The sequence below is a fragment of the Leisingera aquaemixtae genome, from assembly GCF_001458395.1.
GTDB lineage: Bacteria > Pseudomonadota > Alphaproteobacteria > Rhodobacterales > Rhodobacteraceae > Leisingera > Leisingera aquaemixtae.
The window spans coordinates 418,197-442,468 of record NZ_CYSR01000021.1; the positions used below are offsets into that span (position 1 = coordinate 418,197).

Annotated in this window: 22 protein-coding genes; 16 read left to right on the forward strand and 6 right to left on the reverse strand. The window is 63.0% G+C overall.

Features of this window, described 5'->3' with window-relative positions; all coding sequences use genetic code 11:
• Nucleotides 1–145: 145 nt before the first annotated feature.
• Nucleotides 146–1,201 (reverse strand): hypothetical protein, encoded by a 1,056-nt coding sequence (locus PHA8399_RS10530; RefSeq protein ID WP_058286094.1) that lies wholly within the window; start codon nt 1,199–1,201, stop codon nt 146–148.
• A 208-nt stretch (nt 1,202–1,409) separates the two neighbouring features.
• On the opposite strand from PHA8399_RS10530, the gene PHA8399_RS10535 reads away from it, so the two are divergent.
• The 14 genes from PHA8399_RS10535 (at nt 1,410) to PHA8399_RS10600 (ending at nt 16,382) form a co-directional block, all read left to right on the forward strand.
• A complete protein-coding gene (locus PHA8399_RS10535; RefSeq protein WP_058286095.1) occupies nt 1,410–2,441 on the forward strand; it encodes a LacI family DNA-binding transcriptional regulator in 1,032 nt (343 codons plus the stop codon).
• Between the two features lie 113 nt (nt 2,442–2,554).
• Nucleotides 2,555–3,856: an ABC transporter substrate-binding protein gene (locus PHA8399_RS10540; protein ID WP_058286096.1), complete on the forward strand. Its 1,302-nt coding sequence runs from the start codon at nt 2,555–2,557 to the stop codon at nt 3,854–3,856.
• Between the two features lie 245 nt (nt 3,857–4,101).
• Nucleotides 4,102–4,932, forward strand: a complete 831-nt coding sequence (locus tag PHA8399_RS10545; RefSeq protein ID WP_058286164.1) for a carbohydrate ABC transporter permease — start codon at nt 4,102–4,104, stop codon at nt 4,930–4,932.
• Nucleotides 4,933–4,942: 10 nt separating this feature from the next.
• Nucleotides 4,943–5,773, forward strand: a complete 831-nt coding sequence (locus PHA8399_RS10550; protein ID WP_058286097.1) for a carbohydrate ABC transporter permease — start codon at nt 4,943–4,945, stop codon at nt 5,771–5,773.
• A 12-nt stretch (nt 5,774–5,785) separates the two neighbouring features.
• Nucleotides 5,786–6,790 (forward strand): ABC transporter ATP-binding protein, encoded by a 1,005-nt coding sequence (locus PHA8399_RS10555; protein ID WP_058286098.1) that lies wholly within the window; start codon nt 5,786–5,788, stop codon nt 6,788–6,790.
• Nucleotides 6,787–7,560, forward strand: a complete 774-nt coding sequence (locus PHA8399_RS10560; RefSeq protein ID WP_058286099.1) for an L-iditol 2-dehydrogenase — start codon at nt 6,787–6,789, stop codon at nt 7,558–7,560. The genes PHA8399_RS10555 and PHA8399_RS10560 overlap by 4 nt, the downstream gene beginning before the upstream one ends.
• Entirely contained in the window at nt 7,548–9,083 is a 1,536-nt protein-coding gene (locus tag PHA8399_RS10565) for a mannitol dehydrogenase family protein (RefSeq protein WP_058286100.1), read from the forward strand. The genes PHA8399_RS10560 and PHA8399_RS10565 overlap by 13 nt, the downstream gene beginning before the upstream one ends.
• Nucleotides 9,080–10,006, forward strand: a complete 927-nt coding sequence (locus PHA8399_RS10570) for a carbohydrate kinase family protein (RefSeq protein WP_058286101.1) — start codon at nt 9,080–9,082, stop codon at nt 10,004–10,006. Before PHA8399_RS10565 ends, PHA8399_RS10570 begins: the two co-directional genes overlap by 4 nt.
• A 171-nt stretch (nt 10,007–10,177) precedes the next feature.
• A complete protein-coding gene (gene zwf, locus PHA8399_RS10575; RefSeq protein WP_058286102.1) occupies nt 10,178–11,629 on the forward strand; it encodes a glucose-6-phosphate dehydrogenase in 1,452 nt (483 codons plus the stop codon).
• Between the two features lie 92 nt (nt 11,630–11,721).
• Nucleotides 11,722–13,533 (forward strand): phosphogluconate dehydratase, encoded by a 1,812-nt coding sequence (edd, locus tag PHA8399_RS10580; RefSeq protein ID WP_058286103.1) that lies wholly within the window; start codon nt 11,722–11,724, stop codon nt 13,531–13,533.
• Between the two features lie 3 nt (nt 13,534–13,536).
• Nucleotides 13,537–14,190 carry a bifunctional 4-hydroxy-2-oxoglutarate aldolase/2-dehydro-3-deoxy-phosphogluconate aldolase gene (gene eda, locus PHA8399_RS10585; RefSeq protein WP_058286104.1) on the forward strand — a complete coding sequence of 218 codons (654 nt, stop codon included), beginning with the start codon at nt 13,537–13,539 and terminating at the stop codon, nt 14,188–14,190.
• The gene (gene pgi, locus PHA8399_RS10590; protein ID WP_058286105.1) at nt 14,187–15,794 is read left to right on the forward strand and encodes a glucose-6-phosphate isomerase; all 1,608 of its coding nucleotides are present in this window, start codon (nt 14,187–14,189) and stop codon (nt 15,792–15,794) included. Before eda ends, pgi begins: the two co-directional genes overlap by 4 nt.
• The gene (locus tag PHA8399_RS10595) at nt 15,795–16,097 is read left to right on the forward strand and encodes a hypothetical protein (protein ID WP_058286106.1); all 303 of its coding nucleotides are present in this window, start codon (nt 15,795–15,797) and stop codon (nt 16,095–16,097) included. It abuts the gene before it with no gap.
• 57 nt (nt 16,098–16,154) lie between these two features.
• Nucleotides 16,155–16,382 (forward strand): nucleotidyltransferase domain-containing protein, encoded by a 228-nt coding sequence (locus PHA8399_RS10600; RefSeq protein ID WP_058286107.1) that lies wholly within the window; start codon nt 16,155–16,157, stop codon nt 16,380–16,382.
• A 293-nt stretch (nt 16,383–16,675) separates the two neighbouring features.
• Here PHA8399_RS10600 and PHA8399_RS10605 read toward each other — a convergent pair whose 3' ends face one another.
• On the reverse strand, nt 16,676–18,973 hold the full coding sequence (locus PHA8399_RS10605; protein ID WP_058286108.1) for an adenosylcobalamin-dependent ribonucleoside-diphosphate reductase: 2,298 nt from the start codon (nt 18,971–18,973) through the stop codon (nt 16,676–16,678).
• A 208-nt stretch (nt 18,974–19,181) separates the two neighbouring features.
• Here PHA8399_RS10605 and PHA8399_RS10610 point away from each other — a divergent pair, with 208 nt between their 5' ends.
• Nucleotides 19,182–19,613 carry a DUF1489 family protein gene (locus tag PHA8399_RS10610; protein ID WP_058286109.1) on the forward strand — a complete coding sequence of 144 codons (432 nt, stop codon included), beginning with the start codon at nt 19,182–19,184 and terminating at the stop codon, nt 19,611–19,613.
• Between the two features lie 73 nt (nt 19,614–19,686).
• On the opposite strand, the gene PHA8399_RS10615 is transcribed toward PHA8399_RS10610, so the two are convergent.
• From PHA8399_RS10615 to hisS, 4 genes are all read right to left on the reverse strand, one after another.
• Nucleotides 19,687–20,364 (reverse strand): type 1 glutamine amidotransferase domain-containing protein, encoded by a 678-nt coding sequence (locus tag PHA8399_RS10615; protein WP_058286110.1) that lies wholly within the window; start codon nt 20,362–20,364, stop codon nt 19,687–19,689.
• 143 nt (nt 20,365–20,507) lie between these two features.
• Nucleotides 20,508–21,206, reverse strand: a complete 699-nt coding sequence (gene hisG, locus PHA8399_RS10620) for an ATP phosphoribosyltransferase (RefSeq protein ID WP_058286111.1) — start codon at nt 21,204–21,206, stop codon at nt 20,508–20,510.
• The gene (locus tag PHA8399_RS10625; protein ID WP_058286112.1) at nt 21,203–22,291 is read right to left on the reverse strand and encodes an ATP phosphoribosyltransferase regulatory subunit; all 1,089 of its coding nucleotides are present in this window, start codon (nt 22,289–22,291) and stop codon (nt 21,203–21,205) included. The genes hisG and PHA8399_RS10625 overlap by 4 nt, the downstream gene beginning before the upstream one ends.
• A gap of 2 nt (nt 22,292–22,293) precedes the next feature.
• Nucleotides 22,294–23,781: a histidine--tRNA ligase gene (gene hisS / locus PHA8399_RS10630; protein ID WP_058286113.1), complete on the reverse strand. Its 1,488-nt coding sequence runs from the start codon at nt 23,779–23,781 to the stop codon at nt 22,294–22,296.
• Nucleotides 23,782–24,035: 254 nt separating this feature from the next.
• Between hisS and PHA8399_RS10635 the strand changes: the two genes are divergently transcribed.
• Nucleotides 24,036–24,230 (forward strand): SlyX family protein, encoded by a 195-nt coding sequence (locus tag PHA8399_RS10635; RefSeq protein ID WP_058286114.1) that lies wholly within the window; start codon nt 24,036–24,038, stop codon nt 24,228–24,230.
• The last annotated feature ends 42 nt before the right edge of the window (nt 24,231–24,272 follow it).

Below are 24,272 nucleotides of genomic sequence, written 5' to 3' on the forward strand. Positions count from 1 at the left end.
CGCGAAATACGGGGGGGGGGGCGACACATGCGGCTGCCGCATTTTCCGCCAGAAAGGAAAGCAGCCGCCGCATGGCCGGCGGCTGCTCCAGTCACAGCTCAGGCCCGGGAGAAATCCGTGGCCCTGTGTTTGTCAGCCCGAAGGCTTACAGAACAGCCCGCGCAATGCGGAGCATCTGCAGGAGTTCGTATTCCGACTCGTTCAGCTTCACCAGCTGCCCGTTCAGCACGGCGTAACTCTCATTGACCCCCGGCTGCGGAAGACGGTACAGGCTGATCAGTTCCTCCTGCGTCAGGGCTGCCGTCGGGGCGATCGGCACCCCGGCCTCCAGCTCTGCCACCTGTGCCATCTGGTTCACCAGAAGCAGCGAAGTGTAATCCTCCTCGTCAAGCAGGACCGGCATACCGTCGATCAGGGCATACCGCTGGCCATCAGGCGCGGGATCAAGACCGAAGAGCGTCGCAACCTGGTCCGACTGCAGCAGCAGAAGCCCGGGGTCTGGATCGCCATAGGATTCAGCGCTGAGCCATGCGTCGCGGCGCTTCACCCAAATCTCGTCATATCCATCGTGGCCGTAGGAGGCCCATTCGTCAAAGGTCACGCCTTTCTTGGCCAGGCCGGGCGGCACGCAAGGCGGATCCTTCTTTGCAAGGCCCGGCGGGCAATTGCTGTAGACGATCAGCTCATCGTCCGGGATGCCGGACGCCAGCAGCTGCGGCGTTGCCAGGGCGAGCGCTGCCGCACCCGCGACGCGCAGCATGTCGCGGCCCGCGGGGGCCGGTGCCGAGACGATGCGGCTGAAGGCGTCTTCACGCTCCGCCGCGGTGAAGGCCCGGCGGCCCTTGCCGCCATCGCCGTTCCCTTCGGGGGCGTTCTTGGCACCGGCGCCGCTCTGCTTGGGCTTGGGTCCGCCCGCATGTTTGGGCTTACCTTTGCCGGCGTGATCATTTCCCTGGCCCGGCTTGGCATGCCCATTGCCGGCATTGGCGTTCCCGTTGCCGGGGTTGCCATTGCCCTTCTCGGAGCGCTTCATGCTGCCGTGCCCGTTGCCATTGCCGTTGTTGCCCTTGGCGAGCCAGATCTGCTCGCTGTTCGCCGTGCCGAAGCCTGCGATGCCGCCATGCGCATGGACCGGGGCAGCGGACAGGGATGTCGAAGTCAGAGCGAGCGCCACGGCGCTGCCGATAAAGAACTTATTCATGCCAATCTCCTTTCGTCTCGGACCTCAACGCGGCAATCCAGCGCCGCGTTCCCCCGCTCCGGACGTCGGGTGGAGCCTGCCGCCGCATGAAGTCGCTTTTGCGAAACAGGGTGGGAAATTTTTCGCGCGTCAATTACTATGGCGGAAGCCTTTCTGGCAGGGTCGCATTGACCTTGCCAGACCCAGTGCAGACAAAGCGGGCCCCTTCATGGATGACAAAAAGATACGGAACATGGAGGAATTCGCGGCGGTCAGCGGCATTTCCCGTCCGACGCTGTCGAAATTCTTCAACGACCCGTCCAGCGTAAGGGCCTCGACCAGGCAGCGCATCGAGGCTGCGCTCGACCGCTATGACTACCGGCCCAACCTCTATGCAATCAATCAGAACCGCCGTCTGACCAAGAACATCGGCATCATCGTTCCCTATCTGGCTGACCCCTTCTTTGCGGAAATCGCCCGAAATATTGAAGAGCACATTCTGAGCACCGGGTACCGGCCGGTCCTGCTGGGCTCCCACGGCAGCCCAGATCAGGAGATCGAAAACCTCGAGAATCTGCGGCTGCTCAAACCGGCTGGTGTTCTGCTGGCTCCCTTGGGGCGGGCATCGGATCAGGCGCGCATTGCCGCCTTTTGCGAAGAAGTTCCGACGGTGTTGTTTGACGCCAATGTCGGCTCCGCGGGTCTGGCATTTGTAGGTTCAAACAACAATCAAAGCATTGACCTTATTGTAGATTACCTGTGCAGGACAGGCGAACCACCGGCATTCTTTGAGATGAAGGAGCCCTCGAACCCTAACGCCTACAAACGGCGCCACGCCTATCTCGCCGCCATGGAACGGCTGAACCATACACCGCATTTGATCCAGGCCGCCGGTGAAGGCTGGGAATTTGAAGAGATCGGCTTTCGGGAAGGAACTCGGGTGGTCCGTGACAGGAACCTGCCAACCGATACGATCCTGTGCAGCAATGACCGCCTTGCTATCGGCTTCCTGTCGGCGGCCTATGAGGCTGGGATACGGGTTGGTCTGGGCACAGACTGCACCATGCGGGTAGCCGGGCATGATGACCACCCGTTCTCCCGCTACACTTGCCCGACATTGACGACGGTCTCGCAGGATTATGAAGCAATCGCCCGGAAAAGTGCTGAGAAACTAATGAACCTTATTGAGGCGGAAAAACCGGCTGATTCGCGGGAGGAAACCCTGTTTGATGGCCGGCTGGTCATGCGGGGGTCCGCCTAAGCTGCTGATTTTTCGGGCAAGCACCACAAACTTTACGCGCGTAAAAAATAAATTGACGCCAGCACACCGACGCCGGTAATCTTGGAGGCGACATCTCAACAGGGAGGTAGAGGATGTTTGCTAAGTACGCATTGGGTGCGGCAACGGCCATTTCACTGATCGCAGCAGGCAGTGCCTCTGCCGAGACCATCACCATCGCCACCGTAAACAACGGCGACATGATCCGGATGCAGGGCCTGACAGACGATTTCACCGCCAAGACCGGCCACGACGTCGAATGGGTGACGCTGGAGGAAAACGTGCTGCGCCAGCGTGTGACCACCGACATCACCACCAAGGGCGGCCAGTTCGACATCATGACCATCGGCATGTACGAAACCCCGATCTGGGGCAAGAACGGCTGGCTGGTGCCGCTGGATGACTTGCCTGCCGAATATGACGCCGATGATATCCTGCCGGCCATGCGCGGCGGCCTGAGCGTCGATGGCACGCTTTACGCCGCGCCGTTTTATGGCGAAAGCTCCATGATCATGTACCGGACCGACCTGATGGAGAAGGCGGGCCTTGAGATGCCAGACGCCCCGACCTGGGAGTTCGTTGCCGAGGCCGCCCGCGCCATGACTGACAAGGACAACGGGATCTATGGCATCTGCCTGCGCGGCAAGGCCGGCTGGGGCGAGAACATGGCCTTTTTGACCGCCACCGCCAACGCCTTTGGTGCGCGCTGGTTCGACGAGAACTGGCAAGCCCAGTTTGATCAGCCGGAGTGGAAGGAAACACTGGAATTCTATGTGAACCTGATGAACGACGCCGGCCCTCCGGGCGCGTCGAACAACGGCTTCAACGAGAACCTGTCCCTGTTCCAGCAAGGCAAATGCGGCATGTGGATCGACGCCACCGTGGCGGCGTCCTTCGTGACCAACCCCAACGACTCGACAGTCGCCGACAAGGTCGGTTTTGCGCTGGCGCCGGACACCGGCAAGGGCAAACGCGGCAACTGGCTCTGGGCCTGGGCGTTGGGTATCCCTGCAGGCACCCAGAAAACGGATGCTGCCAAGGAGTTCATCCAGTGGGCCACTTCCAAGGAGTACATTGAGCTGGTGGCCGCGAAAGAAGGCTGGGCCAACGTGCCGCCAGGTGCGCGCACCTCTCTGTATGAAGACCCCAACTACAAGGACGTGCCATTTGCCCGGATGACGCTGGAAAGCATCCTGTCGGCCGATCCCACCAATCCGACGGTAGACCCGGTTCCCTATGTCGGCATCCAGTTCGCAGCGATCCCCGAATTCGCCGGCATCGCAGGCCAGGTCGGCCAGGAATTTGCAGCTGCGCTGGCTGGTCAGCAAAGCGTCGATGAAGCTCTGGCCAAGGCTCAGGCACTGACAACCGACGAGATGGAAGCCGCAGGCTACTGATCTCCCGCACGGACACCCGGGGGCGGCCAAGCCGCCGCCCTCTGGCCCCAGCGATCCCCCAGAGCGCATAATCGTCCAAGGCGGCACGCGTGCCGTCAACGGAGGAGGTACACCAAATGGCAACGCAACACTCCCAACCCGCGGACCGGCTGACGATGGCCCCGCCCGCGCCCAAGCCGGCAAGCCAGCCCGCTGCGGCGGACCACCAGAGCGGTACGAAACACGCCCGCACAGCCGCCCGGCTGATGATGGCGCCGGCCGTGATCCTGCTTCTGGGCTGGATGCTCGTGCCACTGACGATGACGCTCTATTTCTCGTTCAAGAAGTTCCTGCCGCTGCGGGGCGGCGATCTGGGCTGGGTCGGCTTTGACAACTACGTCCGCTTCGTTTCCTCCAGCGCCTTCTGGCCCAGCGTACAGGCGACACTGGTGATCGTAGGCGGTGTTCTGGCGATTACCGTGGTCCTGGGCGTTCTGCTGGCGATCCTGCTGAACCAGCCGATGTGGGGCCGCGGCGTCGTCCGCATCCTGGTGATCGCGCCCTTCTTCGTGATGCCCACCGTATCGGCGCTGGTCTGGAAGAACATGTTCATGGACCCGGTCAACGGTCTGCTGGCGCATGTATGGCGGGCCTTCGGCGCCGAGCCGCTGGTCTGGCTGACCGAGGCGTCGACGCAGTCGATCATCCTGATCGTCAGCTGGCAATGGCTGCCGTTCGCAATGCTGATCCTGCTGACCGCCATCCAGTCGCTGGACAGCGAACAGCTGGAGGCCGCGGAAATGGATGGTGCGCCGCCGGTGAAGCGCTTTGCCTACATCACCCTGCCGCACCTGTCGCGCGCCATCACCGTGGTGGTGCTGATCCAGACGATCTTCCTGCTTTCGATCTTCGCAGAAATCTTTGTCACCACCCAGGGCGCCTTTGGCACCAAGACCCTGACCTACCTGATCTTCCAGCGCGTGCTGGAGAGCCAGAACATCGGGCTCGGCTCGGCCGGCGGTGTCTACGCCATCATCCTCGCCAACATCGTTGCCATCTTCCTGATGCGCATCGTCGGCAAGAACCTGGACGCGTAAGGAGGCCCTCATGGCACGTGCAATCACATCGCAACGCAAAGCCCTGAATACTGCCCTGGCATGGGGTGTGGGCCTCTTGATCTTCTTCCCGATCCTGTGGACCATCCTGACCAGCTTCAAGACCGAAGCCCAGGCTATCAGCGACCCGCCGGTCTTCCTGTTCTTTGACTGGACGCTGGAAAACTATTCGGTGGTGCAGGAACGCTCCAACTACGGCCGGTTCCTGTGGAATTCGATCATCATCGCCGGCGGCTCCACCATCCTGGGTATCATCATCGCGGTGCCCGCCGCCTGGTCGATGGCCTTTGTGCCCTCGAAGCGGACCAAAGACATCCTGTTGTGGATGCTGTCCACCAAAATGCTGCCAGCAGTTGGCGTTCTCTATCCGATCTACCTGCTGTTCATCAAACTGGGCTTGCTGGACACCAAGATTGGCCTCGTGATCGTGCTGATGCTCATCAACCTGCCGATCATCGTTTGGATGCTCTACACCTACTTCAAGGAAATCCCCGGGGAGATCCTCGAAGCGGCCCGGATGGATGGTGCCACCCTGCGCGAAGAGGTGCTGTATATCCTGACGCCAATGGCCATTCCCGGCATCGCCTCGACGCTGCTGCTGAATGTGATCCTGGCCTGGAACGAAGCCTTCTGGACGCTCAACCTGACTGCGGCCAAGGCTGCACCGCTCACCGCCTTCATCGCCAGCTACTCCAGCCCTGAGGGCCTGTTCTACGCCAAGCTGAGCGCGGCCTCCACCATGGCCATTGCCCCGATCCTGATCCTCGGCTGGTTCAGCCAGAAGCAACTTGTCAGCGGCCTGACCTTCGGCGCTGTGAAATAAGGAGACGAAATCATGGGACGCATTACTCTGGACAAAGTCTCCAAAAGCTTTGGCGACGTGCAAGTCATCCCACCCCTGGACCTGACCATCGACGACGGCGAATTCACGGTCTTCGTTGGCCCTTCCGGATGCGGCAAGTCCACCCTGCTGCGGCTGATCGCCGGTTTGGAGGACGTATCCTCCGGCCAGATCCGCATCGACAAGCAGGACGCCACCCATGTTCCACCCGCCAAGCGCGGCCTGGCGATGGTGTTTCAGTCCTACGCGCTCTATCCGCATATGTCGGTGCGCAAGAACATCGCTTTCCCGATGAAGATGGCCAAAGTCCCGGTCGAGGAACAGAACCGCCGCATCGAAGCCGCCGCCACTGCGCTGAACCTCACCGATTACCTGGACCGCCGTCCCGGCCAGCTGTCTGGCGGGCAGCGCCAGCGGGTGGCCATCGGGCGCGCCATCGTGAGGGAACCTTCGGCCTTTCTCTTCGACGAGCCGCTGTCGAACCTTGATGCGGCCCTGCGCGTGGGAATGCGGCTGGAGATCTCCGAACTGCATGAACGGCTGGAAACCACGATGATCTACGTGACCCATGACCAGGTCGAAGCCATGACCATGGCCGACAAGATCGTGGTGCTGCAGGCCGGTGTGATCGAACAGGTCGGCTCGCCGCTCGAACTCTATCACACACCCCGCAACAAGTTCGTGGCCGGCTTCATCGGCTCGCCCAAGATGAACTTCATCGAGGGCGAAGAAGCTTCCAAACACGGCGCCCATACCATTGGCATCCGTCCCGAGCATATCGAGGTGTCCGGCGAGGCAGGCACCTGGTCGGGGGTGGTCAGCGTCTCAGAACATCTGGGCTCGGACACATTCTTTCACGTCCACGGCACCGGCCTGGCAGAAACCATCACCGTGCGCGCCGGCGGCGAAGTCGGGTTCCGCCACGGCGACCGCATCTTCATGACTCCGCGCGCCGATGTGATCCACAAATTCGACGCTGAAGGGCTGCGGATCACATGAAACGGCTGGCAGGCAAAACAGCGCTGATCACCGGCAGCGCCCGGGGGATCGGCCGCGCCTTCGCAGAGGCCTATGTCCGCGAAGGCGCCCGTGTGGCCATTGCTGATATTGATTTCACAGGCGCGCAGACAGCGGCTGAGGAACTGGGCGGCGGATCGATTGCCGTCCGGCTGGATGTCACCGACCAGACCAGCATCGAACAGGCCGTTGCCCAAACGGTCTTGGAACTGGGCCGGATCGACATCCTGATCAACAACGCGGCCGTCTTCACCGCTGCTCCGGTGGCGGAAATCACCCGCGGCGATTTCGATCGCGCCTTTTCGGTCAATGTCGCCGGAACTTTGTTCACTCTGCAGGCGGTGGCCCGGCACATGATTGAACGCGGCGGGGGCGGCACGATCATCAACATGGCCAGTCAGGCCGGCCGGCGCGGGGAACCGCTGGTTGCCGTCTACTGCGCCACCAAGGCTGCCGTCATCAGCCTGACTCAGTCTGCCGGGCTCAATCTGATCCGGCACGGAATCAACGTGAACGCCATCTCCCCCGGTGTGGTGGAGGGTGAGCATTGGGACGGCGTCGATGCGCTTTTTGCGAAATACGAGGGCAAGGCGCCGGGCCAGAAGAAGCAAGAGGTGGCGCAGGCGGTGCCTTATGGGCGCATGGGGCGGGCGGACGACCTGACCGGCATGGCCGTCTTTCTGGCTTCTGACGAGGCCAGCTACGTCGTCGCCCAAACCTACAATGTGGACGGCGGACAATGGATGAGCTGATGGAACGCGAAACAGCACAAAATACGCCGGTTAAACTGAGCCAGAAGGCGCTGAAGGATCTGCCCGAAGGTATTGCAGGCCCCGGATACGACCGCGCCTCACTGAAGCCGGGGATCATCCACATCGGCCTCGGCAATTTCCACCGCGCCCACCAGGCCTGGTATCTGCACCGGCTAATGCAGCAGGGCCTGGCAAAGGATTGGGCCATCATCGGCGCCGGGGTACGCCCGTATGATGCCGCGATGCGGCAGAAATTGCTGGCGCAGGATTGTCTGACCACCCTGATTGAACTGGCGCCCGGCAGCGTCTCGGCCGAGATCACTGGATCGATGATCGATTACCTGCCGATAGAAGATGGGAACGGCGCGCTGATCCGCGCCATGGCCGATCCCGCAATTCGTATCGTGTCGCTCACCGTGACCGAGGGCGGTTACTTCGTGGATCCGGCTACCGGAGGTTTGGATGCGCGGCACCCCGACATTCGTCATGACCTGGAGAATCCAACCCGTCCCTACACTGTTTTCGGAGCCATTGCAGCTGCGCTGAAAACCAGGCGCGATGCCGGAGCCGGCCCCTTTACCGTTCAAAGCTGCGACAACCTGCGCGGCAATGGCAACGCCACCCGGCAGGCGGTGGTCTCGCTGGCACGGCTCACCGACCCGAAGCTGGCGGATTGGATCGATCAGACCTGCAGTTTCCCGAATTCGATGGTCGACTGCATTGTGCCCGCAACCGGTCCCGTCGAAATTGCCCTTGCCCGTGAACTGGGCATCGAAGATGCCGCCCCCGTCACCCATGAAAACTACCGCCAATGGGTGATCGAGGATGACTTCTGCGCGGGCCGGCCCGACTGGGATAAGGCCGGGGCAGTGTTCACACCTTCCGTGCATGACTACGAGGTGATGAAAATCCGCATTTTGAATGCGGGCCACCAGGTATTGGCCAATGCCGGAGAGATGCTGTCGGTGGAGACCATCGCCGATTGCATGGATCATCCGCTGATTGCCGCGCTGTTCCAAAAGGTCCAGCAAGAGGAGATTGCCCCTTACGTTGCAGCTGTTCCGGGAATGAACCCTCAAGACTATGCCAAACTGATCGAGCGGCGGTTTTCCAACGCCGCCATCCGCGACACGGTACGGCGGGTAGCCTTTGACGGCTCCTCCCGGCACCCGGGATTTGTCCATCCCATTCTGCGGGATGCGCTGGCAGCAGGCGGCCCGATCGCAGGCCTGAGCCTCGTCGAGGCGCTTTGGGCGCGCATGTGTGCAGGCACCCGGGAGGACAGCACCGGGATTGAGGCCAACGACCCCCATTGGGACGCGCTGGCTGAGGCTGCAATGGCCGCAAGGCTGCGTCCGCAAGCCTGGCTCGAACAGCATGATATCTACGGTGATCTGGCCAGCAACCAATGGTTCGCTGTGGAGTTTTCGCGCTGGCTCAACCTGATCTGGTCGGAAGGATGCGAAGCTGCCTTGCGCGTCTATTCCGGTCATGAGCAGGCCAAGGGGGGCTTGGAAACATGATCCTTTGTAGCGGAGAAGCCCTGATTGACATGATCCCCGCGCCAACTGCGGACGGACCGGACGGGTTTGTGCCTCATCCCGGAGGGGCGGTGTTCAATACAGCAATTGCGTTGGGGCGGCTTGGGGTGCGGGCAGGGATGCTGACCGGCCTGTCTACCGACATGTTCGGGCGGCAGCTGGCCGAGTCGCTGAAGGCCAGTCATGTTGACACTTCGCTGGTGATCCAGTCCGGCCGCGCCACCACACTGGCCTTTGTACGTCTGGTGGATGGCCATGCCACCTATTGCTTCTTCGACGAGAACTCAGCCGGGCGCATGCTGATGCCTGGGGATATGCCCAAGCTTCCTGAGGAGGTCTCGGCTCTGTTTTTCGGCGGGATCAGTTTGGCCTCTGAGCCTTGCGCCGATGCCTATGCCGCGCTGCTGGACCGCGAAGCCACGGATCGCGCAGTGATGATTGACCCGAACATCCGCCCCAGGTTTATCAAGGACATCGCCAGGTACCGCGCACGGCTGGACCGCATGGTGGCGCAGTCGGATATCGTGAAGGTTTCTGACGAAGACCTGAACTGGCTGCTGCCGGACCCGCTGTCGCTGAGCGAGAAAGTCTCCATCCTTCTGGAACGGGGGCCATCCGCTCTGATCCTTACCCGCGGCGGCGAAGGGGCGGCCGGGTATCTTGCGAACGGCGGCGAAGTGCGTGTGCCTGCTGTTCGGGCCAAAATATCCGACACCGTCGGGGCCGGCGACACCTTCAATGCGGGCGTTCTTGCCAAACTGTCCGAGCTTGGCCGGCTGACGAAACCGGAGCTGACTGCTTTGCCGCCTGACGTTCTGCAGCAGGCAATGGAGCATGGTGCGAAAGTGGCGGCGATTACCGTGTCTCGCGCCGGCGCCAACCCGCCCTGGGCCGGAGAGCTGTAAATGCACACTTTCTTGTCCTCTTTTCCGCTTAAAAATGTTAGCGCTACCGCAGAAGTTTCAAACTATGGCCCGCAGCAAGGCCGTGAGGAGAAAACGCCATGACCATCCAGTTCGACTTCATTGGCCAGAAGATGCGGGCTGGCGCGCCCCTCAAGCTGGCAGGCTAAGCTGATGGTGTCCCGCGTCATCCCCGTCGATCCCTTTGATCTTGTCCTGTTCGGTGCCACCGGCGATCTTGCACGCCGCAAAATCCTGCCTGGCCTATTTCACCGGTTTGCGGTGGGGCAGATGCCGGAGGGGGCACGCATCATCGGCACTGCCCGCTCAGCGATGAACCGGGCGGAGTTCACCGAGGCGGTGCATGCCAGCCTGCTGGAATTTGCGCCGCAGGCGGCCAAACAGTCAGCCCTGCTGGAAAAGTTCCTTGCCAGCCTGGAGTACGTTCGTGTCGATGCCGGAGGCGAGGACGGTTGGGACACCCTTGCCGAGGCGATCAGGCCGGGTGTGGTGCAGGCGTTCTATCTCTCGGTCTCGCCTGCGCTGTTCGGCTCCATCGCGTCCAATCTGAAAAGCCGGGGCATCGCATCGGCGAACAGCCGGGTTGTGGTGGAAAAGCCCTTCGGTCACGATCTGGCGTCGGCGCAGGATTTGAATGCGGATCTCCGCCGCAACTTCGACGAGCATCAGATCTACCGGATCGACCACTATCTGGGCAAAGAAACCGTGCAGAACCTGATGGCGCTGCGCTTTGCCAACGCCCTGTGGGAGCCTTTGTGGAACTCCACCCATGTGGACCATGTGCAAATCACCGTGGCCGAAAGCCTCGGCGTCGAGGGGCGCGGCGAATATTACGACCGCTCCGGTGCGATGCGGGACATGGTGCAAAACCACCTGATGCAACTCTTGTGCCTGACCGCGATGGAGCCGCCGTCGCGCTTTACCTCCGACGCGGTGCGCGATGAGAAGGTCAAGGTGATCGAGGCGCTGGAACCGGTGGCGCCATCGGACATCGTGCGCGGCCAGTACCGCGCCCAAGGCAGCGCGGGCAGCTACCGCGACCATGCCGGCAACCCGCACAGCAGCACCGAAAGCTTCATCGCCATGAAAGTGAATATCGGCAACTGGCGGTGGGCGGGCACGCCGTTCCACCTGCGCACGGGCAAAAAGCTGCGGGCGCGCTGTTCTGAAATTGCGGTGGTGTTCCGCGACCCGCCGCACATGATTTTTCCGGACATGGCCGGGCGGCGCAGCAACGCGATGATTATTCGCCTGCAGCCGGATGAAGGCATCACCCTGCGCAACACGATCAAGGAGCCGGGTCCGGGCGGTTTCCGCCTCGCGGAAGTGTCCCTGGACATGACCTTTGCCGAGGCGCTGGGGGGACGCGCTGAACCCCAAGATGCCTATGAACGTCTGATCATGGACGTGATCCGCGGCGACCAGACCCTGTTCATGCGCGGCGATGAGGTCGAGGCAGCCTGGGCCTGGGCGGATCCCATCATTGCTGCCTGGGAGGACGCCGGGCCTGCCCCGTCTCCGTACGATCCGGGAGGGTCTGGCCCCGAGGACGCCCTGATGCTGCTGCACCGCGAGGGCCGGCGGTGGCGCGAGATCGGGGGCTGAGCAATGCATCAGGATTGCACGAGCCCCGCCCCGGCCAAACCTCACCTCTTCTGTAATGTCCCGCCAATCCATTTTCCCAAGGGAGCGCACCAATGAGCCAGCTCAATGACACTCTTCTGCGCGTGACCGATCGGATCATTGCCCGTAGCGAAACCACCCGGGCCGCCTATCTGGACCGAATGCACCGGGCCGCGGAAAAGGGCCCGGCCCGCGCCCATCTGTCCTGCAGCGGCCAGGCTCATGCCTATGCCGCCTCCGGTGGCGACAAGGCGCAACTGGTCGAGCGCAAAGCAGGCGACCTCGGCATCGTCACCGCCTATAACGACATGCTGTCCGCCCATCAGCCCTTTGAGCATTATCCGGCCCTGATCAGGCAGGCAGCCCGCGAGGCTGGCGGCACCGCGCAGGTGGCCGGCGGGGTGCCAGCCATGTGCGATGGCGTCACCCAGGGTGAGGCGGGCATGGAGCTGAGCCTGTTTTCCCGCGATGTGATTGCGCTGGCCGCCTCAGTTGCGCTCAGCCACGCGACATTCGACGCTGCGGTCTATCTGGGGGTTTGCGACAAGATCGTGCCCGGGCTGGTCATTGCCGCCCAGGCCTTCGGCCATCTTCCCACTGTCTTCCTGCCTGCAGGCCCCATGGCCAGCGGATTGGCCAATGACGAAAAGGCCAAAGTCCGCCAGCAGTTTGCAGCGGGTGAAATTGACCGGGATACGCTGCTGGCTGCTGAGATGGCCGCCTATCACGGGCCGGGCACCTGCACCTTTTACGGCACAGCCAACACCAACCAAATGCTGATGGAATTCATGGGGCTGCACCTGCCAGGCGCCAGCTTCGTGCCGCCAGACACCGCGCTGCGCGATGCCCTGACCCAGGAAGGCGCCAAACGCGCCTTGTCGCTCAGTGCGCTTGGCAATCACTACACGCCAGTCTGCAGCATTCTTGATGAAAGGGCCTTTGTGAACGGCATCGTCGGGCTGAATGCCACTGGCGGTTCGACCAACCTGCTAATCCACCTGGTTGCCATGGCACGTGCGGGCGGGATCGTGCTCGACTGGCAAGATTTCTCGGATCTCTCCGAAGTCACCCCGCTAATGGCGCGAGTCTATCCCAACGGGCTTGCGGATGTGAACCATTTCCATGCCGCAGGCGGCCTTGGTTACATGATCGGCCGCTTGCTGGAAGCCGGGCAGCTGCATCCGGACACCATGACCGTGGCAGGCGAGGGGCTGGAGAATTACACTCAGGAGCCTGTGCTGGACGATAGCGTTCTGGCCTGGCGCAAGGGTGCGGGCCGCAGTCTGAACGAGGCCATCCTGCGCCCGCCACACGATCCGTTCCAGCCGACCGGCGGCCTGAAGCGTTTGGCCGGCAATCTTGGCACCGCGGTCATGAAGGTTTCTGCCGTGGCGCCTGAACATCAGGTAGTCGAGGCGCCGGTGCGCGTCTTCGCCGATCAGAACGAAGTCAAAGCCGCTTTCAAAGCCGGTGAATTCACCGGGGATGTGATAGTGGTCGTGCGCTTCCAGGGGCCAAAGGCCAACGGCATGCCTGAGCTGCACAGCCTGACGCCGCTGCTGGCGATCCTGCAGGGCCGCGGCCAGAAGGTTGCACTGGTCACCGATGGCCGCATGTCCGGCGCCTCAGGAAAGGTGCCCGCCGCGATCCATGTCAGCCCTGAAGCCGTCGACGGCGGCGCAATTGCCCGCCTGCAGGACGGCGACCTCCTGCGTGTGGATGCCACAGCCGGAACACTCGATATCCTGACCGAAGGTGTCTGCGAGCGCCCGGCGGCGGTTGCGGACCTGACCGCCAATCAGTCCGGGACCGGCCGCGATCTGTTCGCAGCCTTCAGAAACTCTGTCAGCGCCGCAACGGACGGCGCCTCCATTTTCGGAGCCTGATCCATGACTCTGTCCCCCAAAGAAGCCAGCCGGCTGACCCGCGAAATCTGCGGCCTTGCCCCGATTGTTCCGGTGCTGGTTATTGAAGATGTCTCCACAGCCCGCCCGCTGGCCGAAGTGCTGGTCGCGGGAGGGCTCCCCGCCCTGGAAGTCACCCTGCGCACCCCGGACGCGCTGGAGGCGATCCGCGCCATGTCCGGGGTTCCGGGCGGCCATGTCGGCGCCGGCACGCTGATCACGCCGGAGGATGTCCGCGCCGCCAAGGCCGCCGGAGCAGCTTTCGGGGTTTCACCCGGTGCGACCGATGAGCTTCTGGCTGCCTGCGACGCGGAACAGCTGCCGCTGCTGCCGGGCGCTGCAACCGCGACCGAGGCCATGCGGTTGCTGGCGCGGGGCTACGGAATGCTCAAGTTTTTTCCTGCGGAGGCGTCAGGCGGCGCCCCGGCTTTGAAGGCCATCGGCGCACCGCTGCCGCAAATCACCTTTTGCCCCACCGGCGGCATCAGTCCCGCAAACGCTGAAAATTATCTGTCCCTCAGCAACGTGCTGTGTGCGGGGGGCAGCTGGGTTGCGCCAAAGGATCTGATTGCGGCCGGGAACTGGGACGGAATTGAATTGCTTGCCAGACAGGCCGCGCAACTGGGGGGAAGCACATGATGGATATCTGGACCAAGCTGCAGGAGAACCACAGCGCGGCAGAAGGGCGGACGATCATTTCCTTGTTCGACGACCCGCAGCGCTTTGACAGGTTTTCGGTTGAAGCAGACGGGCTGCTGCTGGACTTCTCAAAGACCAGCATCGACGGTGCGGCACTTGATCTGCTGCTGGAACTGGCCGAGATGCGGGACGTTGCCGGCCAGCGCGATGCCATGTTCCGCGGCGAGCGGATCAACCGGTCCGAAGACCGGGCGGTGCTTCATACTGCCCTGCGCGCCGGAGATGGTGAGCCGCTGGTGGTTGATGGCGAGGACGTGCGTCCGGGGATAAGGAAAACCCTGCAAGCGATGGAGGATTTTGCCGACGGCATCCGCTCGGGCCGCATCGCAACCGAAGGGGGCGGGGCATTCACCGATGTCGTGAATATCGGCATCGGCGGCTCCGACCTCGGGCCAGTCATGGCCGTCCGGGCGCTGAGCCCCTATCACAGCGGACCGCGCTGCCACTTCGTTTCGAACGTCGACGGCGCCCAGATCTCGGACACGCTGCGCAAGCTCGATCCCCGCTCGACGCTGGTCATCATCGCGTCAAAGACCTTCACCACGATTGAGACGATGACCAATGCCGAAACGGCGATCAGCTGGCTGAAGAATGCGCTGGGGGACGCAGCCGTTTCTCATCTGGCCGCCGTATCCACTGCGCTGGACAAGACCGCCGGCATGGGTGTCAGCCCAGAGCGTGTTTTTGGCTTTTCCGATTGGGTTGGCGGCCGCTACTCGCTTTGGGGGCCAGTGGGAGTTCCGATCATGCTGGCCATCGGGCCAGCGGAGTTTCGCAACTTTCTGGCGGGTGCCCGGGCGATGGATACACATTTCGTGACCGCTCCCGCGCGGGAAAACATGCCCTTGCTTATGGGGCTCGTAGGGATTTGGCACCGCAACATCTGCCGCTATCCGACACGTGCAATCCTGCCTTACGACCAGCGTCTGGCCAAATTGCCCGCCTACCTTCAGCAGCTTGACATGGAGAGCAACGGCAAGCGTGTTTCAAACGGCGGGGACCAGTTGGTACGCGGCTCTGGACCCGTTGTTTGGGGCGAAGCCGGAACCAACGGACAGCATGCGTTTTATCAGCTTTTGCACCAGGGAACCGAAATCATCCCCGCTGAGTTTCTGGTGGCTTCGCGCAGTCATGAACCCAGTCTGCGGGAACATCATGATTTGCTGAAGGCGAATTGCCTGGCCCAATCCGAAGCCCTGATGCTTGGCCGCTCCTTGGAGCAGGCCTTGGAGATTGCTGCAGCGCTTGGGTATACCGGTGACGAGCAGCGCGTCCAAGCGGCATACCGGACCTTTCCAGGCAACCGCCCTTCGATGACGCTGGCCTATCCGCTGCTGACGCCGTACTCCCTCGGCCAGATCATCGCGCTGTACGAACACCGGGTGTTCGTTGAAGGCGCCATTTGGGGGATCAATTCCTTTGATCAATGGGGAGTGGAATTGGGCAAGGAACTGGCCAGCGCCCTGGTGCCAATGATCAAGGGCGCCTCATCTGAGGGCAAGGACCCGTCAACAATTGCTCTGATCCGGAAACTGTCTGCGTGAATGACCCCTTGGATCACCCAGTTGTCGACGAACGCCGCCAATACCAAGGTGCGGGACATTCACAAACGGGCGTTGCGCACATTTTCCGCAATCTGGACATTCATGTTTGGCGCAGCGAACGGCTGCTTCCCGCCCTGTTTACACGAGTTCCGCGAACGGCCCTTTGCCATTTCCCAAATCAAGCTTTCGCTTGTGGCCATGCAGCTGCCCCAAATCAACCTTTCCCGTGACAGTTACCGGAGCAGCCTCTATTTTGGGCGCAGGGAGACCCGGATGACACGTTTCGAAGTTTTGCAGGAGTAGCGCAGGCAACTGCATCTGAAGGCGGCAAAAGCCGCCTGGCAGACGATTCATTCGGAATTGGCACGCAAAGGGATCGCACATGAGCTTTTCGGATCCCTCGCTAAGGGGGATTTCCGAGAGCACTCGGACATTGACCTAATGATCCTGGGCAAGCTGTCTTGCGGGGAGCGCGCAATGGTCCGCAGGTTCGCGGAAGACACCGCTTCAAACGCCCGGGTCAAACTGGACCTGCACTTTGCGGAAGACCTCACTGAAAGGACGCTGTCGGCCCTTCTTGAGCATTGAACTTCAGGCTAGGTCGCGTTGACAACAGGAGGTCATACTGGGTTGAGCGGCAAACAATATTGGGCTCAAGGAATTGCAAATGACCGCTGAAAGCAATCCAGTTTCGCATGTACCCACCCAGAAAGCGAGGAAGGCGGAGCACTAGCTCCGCCTTCTTTGATTGGTGAGGTACTTTGCCGCCCAAACGGACAGTTCTACAGCGCCGTAGAAGCCTAGATCAAAAACCCGTTTTTTGTCGCAAAGACGCAGTTCCGCTGTCGGACGTCATACACTGACTCTTACACCGCTTCCCCTCACCCGCACTTCGAGTGGCCGCAACTGCGGCAGGTCATGCAGCCTTCGACCATCTGCATGTCGTACTGGCCGCAGCTTGGGCACGCCTTGCCGCGGGGCTGGTTAAGGTTCACCACTTGCGCCTGCGGGTCGGACTTCAGGCCCATGCCCTCGCCCTCCAGGAAACCGGTCTTGACCAGATGCGTCTCGATCACGCCGCCGATCGCGGCCAGGATCGAGGGGATGTACTTGCCCTGCACCCAGGCGCCGCCGCGCGGGTCGAACACCGCTTTCAGCTCCTCGACCACAAAAGACACGTCGCCGCCGCGGCGGAACACCGCCGAGATCATCCGGGTCAGCGCCAGGGTCCAGGCGTAATGCTCCATGTTCTTGGAATTGATGAAGACCTCGAACGGGCGGCGGTGGCCGTTGATGATGATGTCGTTGATGGTCAGGTAGATCGCGTGCTCAGAATCCGGCCACTTCAGCTTGTAGGTATGGCCCTCCAGCGACTGCGGGCGGTCCAGAGGCTCGGACATGTAGACGACCTCGGCCCCGTTCTCGTCGAAATCGCTCTCATGCGGCGCCTTGGCGGTCTCGCCCGGCGCGGTATCTGCGCTCTCGCTCACCGTCAGGACCGATCCGGTCACGTCATTCGGGCGGTAGGTGGTGCAGCCCTTGCAGCCCTGGTCCCAGGCCTGCATGTAGACGTCCTTGAAGTCGTCGAAAGAGATGTCTTCCGGGCAGTTGATGGTCTTGGAGATCGAGCTGTCGATCCATTTCTGTGCCGCCGCCTGCATCTTGACGTGGGCCGCGGGCGAAAGCGTCTGGGCGTTGACGAAGTATTCGGGCAGCTTGGCGTCCGCGCCGAACTTCTCGCGGAACATCTGAACCGCGTAGTCGACCACTTCCTCCTCGGTGCGGCTGCCGTCCTTCTGCAGAACCTTGCGGGTATAGGCATAGGCAAACACCGGCTCGATACCTGAGGACACGTTGCCTGCATAAAGCGAAATGGTGCCGGTCGGCGCGATCGAGGTCAGCAGCGCGTTGCGGATACCGTGCTCGCGGATGGCGTCGCGCACGTCCTCGTCCATGTTCAGCATGTTGCCGGAGTTCAGGTACTTCTCGGCATCAAACAGCGGGAAGGCGCCTTTTTCCTTGGCCAATTCCACCGACGCCAGATAGGCGGCGCGGGCGATCGCGTGCAGCCATTCGTCGGTCTGACGCGCCGCCTCGTCGGAGCCGTATTCCAGCCCCAGCATCAAGAGCGCATCGGCGAGGCCGGTGACACCCAGGCCGATCCGGCGCTTGTTCCGGGCCTCCTCCGCCTGTGCGTCCAGCGGGAACTTGGACACGTCGACCACATTGTCCATCATGCGTACCGCGGTGGCGACCAACTCCTGCATCGCGTCCTGGTCCAGATGCGCGTCTTTTTCAAACGGGCTGGCCACCAGCCGCGCCATGTTGATCGAGCCGAGCAGGCAGGCGCCATAGGGCGGCAGCGGCTGCTCGCCGCAGGGGTTGGTGGCGCAGATGGTCTCAATATAGTTGAGGTTGTTGGCCTTGTTGATGCGGTCGATGAAGATCACACCCGGTTCGGCATAATCATAGGTCGCCTGCATGATCTTGTTCCACAGGTCGCGCGCCTCGACGGTGTGATAGACCTTGCCGTCGAACTGCAGCTCCCACGAGCCGTCGGCCTTCACCGCTTCCATGAAGGCATCGGTGACCAGCACCGACATGTTGAACATGCGCAGGCGCGCGGCGTCGGATTTGGCGGTGATGAACTGCTCGATATCCGGGTGGTCGCAGCGCATGGTCGCCATCATCGCACCGCGGCGCGAGCCGGCGGACATGATGGTGCGGCACATCGCGTCCCACACATCCATGAAGCTGAGCGGGCCGGAGGCATCCGCCGCCACGCCCTTCACATCGGCGCCGCGCGGCCGGATGGTCGAGAAGTCATAGCCGATGCCGCCGCCCTGCTGCATCGTCAGCGCCGCCTCTTTCAGCATGTCGAAGATGCCCGACATGCTGTCCGGGATGGTGCCCATCACAAAGCAGTTGAACAGGGTCACCTGACGCGCGGTGCCTGCCCCCGCGGTGATCCGGCCCGCGGGCAGGTATTTGAAATCCTCCAGCGCGGCATAGAATTTCTCTTCCCACGCGTCCGGCTTTTTCTCCGCCCGCGCCAGATCCCGCGCGATCCGCCGCCAGGTGTCTTCGACGGTCACGTCGATCGGCGCGCCATCGGCCTGCTTGAAACGGTACTTCATATCCCAGATCTGCTCGGCGATGGGGGCGGCAAAGCGGCTCATGTGTCGGTCCTTTGAGTCGTACTTGTGTCGTGTTGGCGTCCAAGCGCCGGAAAAGCGGCTCCGGCACCGGGGATTTCCCCCGGCAGCGAATCCGCAAATTGTTAATGCTTTCTTGCAGCAAAAGCGTGGAGGAACACAATACCTTGAAGCCAGCGATCAGTAAACTACTATATACTGTCAGAACTCTGGACGACTCTGTGGGGAACCTGTGGATAAACGCGTGAATCTTGTGAAGCTTTCGGTGGGCACCGAAAGCGTCGAAAGCCTGATGGCCTGGCAAGCGATGCGCCGCAAAGACCTGCCCGGCGGCCTGCCCCGCCATGTCACCCGCATGTGGCCCAAGCGCGAGGCCGAAATCCTGAACGGCGGCTCGATCTACTGGGTGATCAAGGGGCTGATCCAATGCCGCCAGCGCATCCTGCGGCTGGATGAGGTGACGGGCGAGGACGGCATCCGCCGCTGCGCCATCGTGCTGGATCCGGAGATCCACCGCACCCATACGGCGCAAAAACGCCCGTTCCAGGGCTGGCGCTACCTGAAGCCCGAAGAATCGCCGGCTGACCTGCCTGCAGGCAAAAGCCAGGAAGAGCCGCTGCCGCCGGAGCTGTCGCAGGCGCTGGCCGAAATCGGCGTGATCTGAGCCCCCTGCCCCGGTCCCGGCGGCAGCCGCCGGGGCAGGTGGCGCCCCGCCTGCCCCGCAGCGCCGGCCGGGACTATTTCAGCAAGGCCAGCAGTTCCTTGGCGGCCGCTTCCGAGGAGGCCGGATTCTGGCCGGTGACCAGCTTGCCGTCGACTTCGACGTAAGAGGCCCAGTCATCGCCCTTGCGGTAATCGGCGCCTTTGTCCTTCAGCATGTCTTCGACCAGGAAGGGCACCACATCCGTCAGGCCCACACCCTCTTCCTCGCCATTGGTGAAGCCGGTCACGCGGCGGCCCTTGACCAGCGGTTCGCCATCGGCGCCTTTGACGTGGCGGAAAACACCCGGCGCGTGGCAGACGGCCCCGATAGGCCGGTCCGCGGCGGCAAAGCTTTCCAGCAGCTTGCGGCTGTCCGCACTCTCAGCCAAATCCCACAGCGGGCCGTGGCCGCCGGGATAAAAGACCGCATCAAACTGACCCGCATCGACGCTGGACAGTTTCACCGTATTGGCAAGCGCCTCTTGGGCGGCATCATCCTGCTTGAACCGCCGGGTGGCATCGGTCTGGGCGTCCTCAGAGTCCGATTTCGGGTCCAGCGGCGGCTGGCCGCCTGCGGGCGAGGCCAGGGTGACCTCGGCGCCGGCATCGCGCAGCACGTAATAGGGCGCGGCGAATTCCTCCAGCCAGAAACCGGTTTTCTCCCCGGTGTCCCCCAGCTGATCGTGCGACGTCAAAACCATTAGTATCTTCATAGCCTGTCCTTTCAGTTGGAGTGTACCCCACCCCAGCTAAGGCCGGCGCCGCGGATTTAAACCCGGGCGCCGGAGAAAGGCATCACGCGATGATCACGGTTTCTTGAGCGTGCGTCACTGGCGGTGAAGTCAGGCCGCCGCGCTCAGACGCGCTTTTCCAGGAAATCCAGCAGCGTATTCAGAGCCGCCTTGTCCGCTGCCGTGTATTTCGCCACCCGGCTGCGCCACAGGGTCGCCTGCGACTTCAGCACCAAGCCGTCGCTCAGCAGCTTCAGGTGGTTGGCCCTCAGCGTCTCGCCGGTGGAGGTGATATCGGCCACCATCTCGGCGGTTTCGTTCTTCACCGTGCCCTCGGTTGCGCCCTGGCTGTCGACCAGCTGGTAATCCGCCACCCCGGCATCGGTCAGGAACTCCCGCACCAGCCGGTGGTACTTGGTGGCGATCCGCAGCCGGTGGCCATGCTGCGCCCGGAACGCGGAGGCAACCGCGTCCAGATCATCCAGCGTGTCCACGTCGATCCAGAACTGCGGCACCGCCAGCACCAGGTCGGCATGGCCGAACCCCAGCTCCGCCAGCTCCTCGACCTGCTGTTCGAACCGCGGCAGCTTCTCCTGCACCAGATCGGTGCCGGTAACGCCCAGGTGAATGCGCCCCGCCGCCAGCTCGCGCGGGATCTCCCCCGCCGACAGCAGCACCAGCTCCATGTTCGACACGCCTTCGACCGCGCCGGCATATTCCCGGTCGGAGCCGGTGCGCGACAGCGTCACGCCGCGCTTGGCAAACCAGTCGAACGTCTTTTCCATCAGCCGCCCCTTGGACGGCACCCCCAGCTTCAAGGTCATGCGCGGAACTCCTCCAGCTGCAGCATCAGGTCCGGGCGCAGAACGCCGCCCACTGCCGGGATTTCCGCGCCATCCCCCAGCTGCCGGGTCAGCGCGTCATAGCGCCCGCCGCTGGCCACCGGCGGCAGATCCGGCCGCGCCTCGGCGTAGAAGCCAAAGACAAACCCGTCGTAATACTCCATCGAGGTGCGCCCGTAGGAGGCCTCGAAGTCCAGGTTCTCCACATCCACGCCGCGCGCCTTCATCGCTGCGGTGCGCGCATCCAGCCGGTCCAGCGCCTGGCTGATCTGCGGCAGGTCCACGGCAATGTCGTGCATCTGCTCCAGCGCATAAGGCACCGTTTCCCGCACCGCCATCAGCGCCTCCAGCGCCAGCAGCTCATGCTCGGCAATCGGCGGCGCCTTGGCATCCTCGCGCAGCGCCTCGACCCGCGCCTGCACTTCCGCCGCGCGGCGCTTGCCCAGCTCCATCGCAGAGCCGGTCAGATCGCCCTCGGTCGACAGCAGTTTCCTGCGGCTTTCCGGCACCGGGGCACGGCCCGCAAACCGGTCCAGCAAGGAGCGGAACCGGCGCGGCCGCCAGATGTGCCGCATCAGCGCCGCCTTGCGCTTCTCCGTGGTGTTGAGGCCCTGCACGGCGGCCATCAGAATGCCGATGTCGCCGGTCGCCGCGCGCAGCGGCAGCCCGCGCACCTGCAGCGCAAACAGCGAAAACACCTCGGCATCCGCCGCCGCCGCATCATTGCGCTCGAACACCTCATAGCCGACCTGCAGATACTCGTTGGGCCGGTCCGGAAAATGCTCCTGACGGCGGAACACCTCACCCGAATAGGTATAGCGCGCAGGCTCGGCGCCGTGGCGCATATGCGCCTCCACCACCGGCACGGTGAAGTCCGGTCGCAGCATCTGCTCGCCGCGCAGCGCGTCGGTGGTCACATAGGCGCGGGCACGGATGTCCTCGCCATAAAGATCCAGCAAAGTGCCGGCGGGCTGCAGTAATGGCGTGTCCACCACCTGCGCGCCAGCAGCCTCGAAGCGGACCCGCAGCTGGGCCGCGCGGGCCTGAATGTCAGAGCGGAGCGTCATGATCAGCCCTGCCCGTCCAGGATTTCACGCACCTTTGCCACCAGTTCGCTGCGCGGCACCTCAAACTGGCTCGGGCGTTCCTTCCACTCTTCCAGGGTGGCGCTTTCGGCGATCTTGGCCCCCAGGATCAGGTCCTTGATCTGCACCACGCCATTGGCTTTCTCGTCGCCGCCTTCGATCACCGCGACCGGCGAGTTCCGCTTGTCCGCATATTTCAACTGGTTGCCGAAGTTCTTGGGGTTGCCCAGATAGACCTCGGCGCGGATGCCCGCGTTGCGCAGCTCCGCTACCATGGCCTGGTAATCCGCCATCCGGTCCCGGTCCATCACGGTCACAACCACCGGGCCGGTGGCCTCGGCGCTCAGCCGCCCCTTGGCATGCAGCGCCGCCAGCAGCCGGTCGACGCCGACCGAGACCCCCACCGCAGGCACTTCCTGCCCGGTGAAGCGCTTGACCAGCCCGTCATAACGGCCGCCGCCCGAGACTGAGCCGAACTGCCGCTTGCGGCCCTTCTCGTCGAGGATCTCGAAGGTCAGCTCCGCCTCGAACACCGGGCCGGTGTAATAGCCCAGCCCGCGCACCACCGAGGGGTCGATCTCGATCCGGTCCTTGCCGTAACCGCCCGCGGCCAGCAGCTCGCCGATCTGCTCCAGCTCGGCAATGCCCTCCTGGCCGATCTTGCTGTCGCCCACCGCCGCGCGCAGGTTGGCGATGGTGCCCGCCGCCTCCGCCGCCTTGGAGGTCAGGAACGCCAGCACCGGCGCCGCCTGATCGTCCGATAGGCCAACGCCGTCGATGAAGGCACCGGAGGCATCCAGGCGGCCCTTGGTCAGCAGTTCGCGCACGCCCGCTTCGCCCACCTTGTCGAACTTGTCGATGGTCCGCAGCACGTCGTCGCGCTTGGCATCACCGTCGCCCAGGCCCATCGCCTCCAGCACGCCGTTCAGAACCTTGCGGTTGTTGACCCGCACCAGGTAATCGCCACGCGGAATACCGACGGTCTCCAGCGTGTCGGACAGCATCGCGCAGATCTCCGCGTCGGCAGCCATCGAGGCGCTGCCCACAGTATCCGCATCACACTGATAAAACTGGCGGAACCGGCCCGGCCCCGGCTTCTCGTTGCGCCAGACCGGCCCCATCGCATAGCGGCGGTAGGGCGTCGGCAGGTCGTTGCGGTGCTGCGCGTAAACCCGCGCCAAGGGCGCCGTCAGGTCATAGCGCAGCGCCATCCAATCACCGTTGCCGTCGTCCTCGGTCTCCTGCCAGGCAAAGACACCCTCATTCGGGCGGTCCACATCGGGCAGGAATTTGCCCAGCGCCTCAACGGTTTCCACCGCCGAGGACTCCAGCGCCTCGAACCCGTAATGATGATACACACCCGCGATGGCCCGCAGCATCTCGCTGCGCTGGGTCACCTCCGCACCGAAATAGTCACGGAACCCCTTCGGCGTCTGCGCCTTGGGGCGGGGCTGTTTCTTCACTTTGGCCATCTGAGGCCTCCTCACGGGTAGCGGTTTCACTCGCCCGGCGGTCTAGCGGAAGCGGGCCGCAACAGCAAGACGAAGGCGGCGGAGGCAACGCCGCAGTTCATCATTGAGACATAAGGGCTGCGCCACCCCGTGGGGGGGCGGGTCATGCCGGAGGCATGCTTTCAGCATGACGCAGCCCGGCCTCCCGGCGGGGCGGTCCTTTGCTTTTCAACTCCGCTCCTTTAAGAGCAGCTGCAGAACCCAGGAGACACCTCATGCAGCATCTGGAAGAGCAAATCGCCCACCTGACCCGCAGCGTGGAGGAGATGAGCGATGTGATCGCCCGCCAGCAGCAGGAGATCGAGGTGCTGACCCGCCGCGTCGCCATGCTGATGCAGCGCGAGGCCGAACGCCAGCAGGACGGCGGCGGCGGCGTGGTCTTCGCCGACGAACGCCCGCCGCATTACTGACGCCTGCAGCAAACGGCGGAAGCATTTTCTAATAAGATCGCT

Coding starts and splice junctions, on each gene's coding strand:
- PHA8399_RS10530 (WP_058286094.1), bottom strand. CDS start 1,201: ATGAATAAGTTCTTTATCGGCAGCGCCGTGGCGCTCGCTCTGACTTCG.
- PHA8399_RS10535 (WP_058286095.1), top strand. CDS start 1,410: ATGGATGACAAAAAGATACGGAACATGGAGGAATTCGCGGCGGTCAGC.
- PHA8399_RS10540 (WP_058286096.1), top strand. CDS start 2,555: ATGTTTGCTAAGTACGCATTGGGTGCGGCAACGGCCATTTCACTGATC.
- PHA8399_RS10545 (WP_058286164.1), top strand. CDS start 4,102: ATGATGGCGCCGGCCGTGATCCTGCTTCTGGGCTGGATGCTCGTGCCA.
- PHA8399_RS10550 (WP_058286097.1), top strand. CDS start 4,943: ATGGCACGTGCAATCACATCGCAACGCAAAGCCCTGAATACTGCCCTG.
- PHA8399_RS10555 (WP_058286098.1), top strand. CDS start 5,786: ATGGGACGCATTACTCTGGACAAAGTCTCCAAAAGCTTTGGCGACGTG.
- PHA8399_RS10560 (WP_058286099.1), top strand. CDS start 6,787: ATGAAACGGCTGGCAGGCAAAACAGCGCTGATCACCGGCAGCGCCCGG.
- PHA8399_RS10565 (WP_058286100.1), top strand. CDS start 7,548: ATGGATGAGCTGATGGAACGCGAAACAGCACAAAATACGCCGGTTAAA.
- PHA8399_RS10570 (WP_058286101.1), top strand. CDS start 9,080: ATGATCCTTTGTAGCGGAGAAGCCCTGATTGACATGATCCCCGCGCCA.
- zwf (WP_058286102.1), top strand. CDS start 10,178: ATGGTGTCCCGCGTCATCCCCGTCGATCCCTTTGATCTTGTCCTGTTC.
- edd (WP_058286103.1), top strand. CDS start 11,722: ATGAGCCAGCTCAATGACACTCTTCTGCGCGTGACCGATCGGATCATT.
- eda (WP_058286104.1), top strand. CDS start 13,537: ATGACTCTGTCCCCCAAAGAAGCCAGCCGGCTGACCCGCGAAATCTGC.
- pgi (WP_058286105.1), top strand. CDS start 14,187: ATGATGGATATCTGGACCAAGCTGCAGGAGAACCACAGCGCGGCAGAA.
- PHA8399_RS10595 (WP_058286106.1), top strand. CDS start 15,795: ATGACCCCTTGGATCACCCAGTTGTCGACGAACGCCGCCAATACCAAG.
- PHA8399_RS10605 (WP_058286108.1), bottom strand. CDS start 18,973: ATGAGCCGCTTTGCCGCCCCCATCGCCGAGCAGATCTGGGATATGAAG.
- PHA8399_RS10615 (WP_058286110.1), bottom strand. CDS start 20,364: ATGAAGATACTAATGGTTTTGACGTCGCACGATCAGCTGGGGGACACC.
- hisG (WP_058286111.1), bottom strand. CDS start 21,206: ATGACCTTGAAGCTGGGGGTGCCGTCCAAGGGGCGGCTGATGGAAAAG.
- PHA8399_RS10625 (WP_058286112.1), bottom strand. CDS start 22,291: ATGACGCTCCGCTCTGACATTCAGGCCCGCGCGGCCCAGCTGCGGGTC.
- hisS (WP_058286113.1), bottom strand. CDS start 23,781: ATGGCCAAAGTGAAGAAACAGCCCCGCCCCAAGGCGCAGACGCCGAAG.
- PHA8399_RS10635 (WP_058286114.1), top strand. CDS start 24,036: ATGCAGCATCTGGAAGAGCAAATCGCCCACCTGACCCGCAGCGTGGAG.